Source organism: Actinomadura kijaniata NBRC 14229 (assembly GCF_001552175.1).
In the GTDB taxonomy this organism is placed as follows: domain Bacteria; phylum Actinomycetota; class Actinomycetes; order Streptosporangiales; family Streptosporangiaceae; genus Spirillospora; species Spirillospora kijaniata.
Map to the genome: position 1 here is coordinate 1 of NZ_BCQR01000326.1, position 2,438 is coordinate 2,438.

At 77.3% G+C, this 2,438-nt stretch carries 3 protein-coding genes; all 3 read right to left on the reverse strand.

Going from position 1 to position 2,438, the window contains the following annotated elements; all coding sequences use genetic code 11:
* Nucleotides 1–115 precede the first annotated feature (115 nt).
* Nucleotides 116–565, reverse strand: a complete 450-nt coding sequence (locus AKI01S_RS48495) for a nuclear transport factor 2 family protein (protein WP_067833903.1) — start codon at nt 563–565, stop codon at nt 116–118.
* A 94-nt stretch (nt 566–659) separates the two neighbouring features.
* Nucleotides 660–1,565 (reverse strand): helix-turn-helix domain-containing protein, encoded by a 906-nt coding sequence (locus AKI01S_RS48500; protein ID WP_157420768.1) that lies wholly within the window; start codon nt 1,563–1,565, stop codon nt 660–662.
* A gap of 153 nt (nt 1,566–1,718) precedes the next feature.
* Nucleotides 1,719–2,438: HAD-IC family P-type ATPase (locus tag AKI01S_RS48505; RefSeq protein ID WP_157420770.1), on the reverse strand; the 720-nt coding region annotated here is incomplete at its 5' end.

Here is a 2,438-nt window from a genome sequence, read left to right on the forward strand (position 1 = left end):
GCCGGGGCGGGGTCCGGGTCGTCCCCGGCGCACCCCGCCGACATCGGCCACGCCGCGGCGGCCAGGGCGGCGGCGGCGACGCGGCGCCGCACGGCCCCGGCCGTCGTCCCGACCATCAGGCGGATCCGTCGCGCGAGGCCCGCGCCAGCAGCTCGTGGTTGCCGTCGGCCCAGGTGGCCGTCATCACCACGCCGCTGATCAGCCAGCCGTCGCCGTCGCGGACCAGGTCGAACCGGTAGGTGCCGCCCAGCGTCCACAGCGGCGAGCCGAACGGGGTGGCGAGCCGGTGCGTGGCCTGGAAGGAGGCGGTGCACACGGCGGTGTCCCCGTCGACGGTCACCAGGTGGTTGGTGACCAGGTGCTGGGTGGCGTCGAAGGCGCCCAGCGTCCGCGACCAGGCGGCCACGAGGTCGTCGGCGGGGAGGGTGACGGGCTCGCCGCCGTTCAGGCTGGTGTAGTCGAGCCGCACCCGGTCGGCGAACACCGACCTCAGCGCCTCCCACTCCCGCTGGTCGGCGTGCCAGGCCATTCGCGTGCAGGTCTCGATGACGTCCAGACGTTCCATGATCGAGATCATCGTGGGCGGACGGGGCGGCCCGGCAGTCCCATCGGCTGCACGCGGCACTGCATGTTCCTGCACGCCCCGGGCCCGGCGCGCCTCAGAGCCAGCCGCGTTCCCTGGCCAGCAACGCGATCTGGAAGCGGGTCCGGGCGCCGAGCCGGGTCCGCAGGTCGGCGACGTGGGCGCGGAACTTGCGGACCGACATCGCCGCCGACCGCGCCGCGGCCTCGTCGGTGTCGTGGTGGACCAGGGCGTGCAGCACGCGCCGCTCGGCGGGCGACAGCGGCAGGTCCTCCAGGTCGCGGCCGCGTTCCCACATGCCCTCGAAGACCTCCACCAGCAGCGCGGCGATCCCCGGCTGGCGGACCTGCACCGCGCCCGCCGCCGGGCGGCAGGGGTCGGCCTGGACGAGCATGACCGTCCGGTTGACCACCGCCACCTGCCGCACCGGCTCGAAGGTGACCCGGTGCAGGTCGCCGAGCGCGTGCCGCCGCAGGCCGCGGCGCGCCTCGGCGGGGTCGTCCAGGACGTGCGCCGGGCACAGGGTGCGGCTGCGCAGCCCGCGCGCCAGCAGCGCCCGGATCCCCTCGTCGGCGAGGGTCCCGTCCTCGCCGACGACCCGCGTCCTCAACCGGAGGAGCTCGCCCGGCTCGTCGTCCAGCAGCGCCCGCACGCGGCGGACGACGGCCGGGGCGTCCGGCAGGTGCTCGACGAGCTGGACGGGACGGCCGCTGCGCTGCTCCTCGGCCAGCTCCGTCAGCACGGTCCAGGCGAGGGCGAGCCCGCCGAGCTGCCGCTGCGCCCGCTCGACGCGCCGCCGCACCAGCAGGTCCACCGCGGCCGCCGGCGGGACCGGGGCGAGGCCCTCGTCCACCAGGCCCAGCGTCCGCAGCTCGACGACGACCGGCCACGCGTCCGGCCGGACCGTCGCCCGCGGGTCGCGCAGCAGGAGCCGGTACACCCGTTCCTGCTCGGCCGTCAGCCCCAGATCGGTCAGACTCACCTTCACCTCCGACGGTCGTCCCCAGGGTGCGCCCTCCCTTGAGACGGCGGAACGACCATCCGTGTCACGGCGGCCCGCGGGTCCGGCCCTCCGGAGCATGATCGTTGTCGGCAGCATGCCTCCGTCCGGCACCGGGACTCCACGCGCGGAAGGTCACATTGACGCCGCCGGGCCCTCCGGGGTAGCCGCGGCGCGCCGCCAGGCGCCCTCCGTCAGCAGGCGCAGGCCGTTGAGGCCGACCAGGACGGTGGAGCCCTCGTGCCCGGCGACGCCCAGCGGCAGCGGCAGGGTCCCGGCCAGGTCCCACGCGACCAGGCCGGTGATGAACACGCCCGCGATGACGAGGTTCTGCACGACCAGGCGCCGTGCCCGGCGGGACAGGGCGACGACGGCGGGGACGGCGGCGAGCTCGTCGCGCACGACGACGGCGTCGGCGGTCTCCAGCGCCAGGTCCGAGCCCGCGCGGCCCATGGCGACGCCGGTGTGGGCGGCGGCCAGCGCCGGGGCGTCGTTGACGCCGTCCCCGACCACCAGGACCCGGCGCCCGGCGGCCTCCAGCTCCCGGACGGCGGCGACCTTGTCCTCGGGCAGCAGCCCGGCGCGCACGTCGGTGATGCCGACCAGGGCGGCCAGCCGGGCGGCGGCGCGCGGGTTGTCCCCGGTGACCAGCACCGGGGCGGTGGCCGTCAGCGCGCCGAGGGCGGCGACGGTGGCGGCGGCGTCGGCCCGGAGGCGGTCGGCGATGCCGAGCACCCCCGCCGGGACGCCGTCGACCTCGACCACGACCGCGGTGCGTCCCCGTTCCTCCAGCTCCGCGACCACCGGCCCGGCGGCCGGGTCGGCGGCCCGGTCGGCGGCCGGGGCGCCGACCGC

Excerpts from the sequence above, each read along its gene's own strand:
- AKI01S_RS48495 (WP_067833903.1), bottom strand. The coding sequence starts at position 565 with ATGGAACGTCTGGACGTCATCGAGACCTGCACGCGAATGGCCTGGCAC.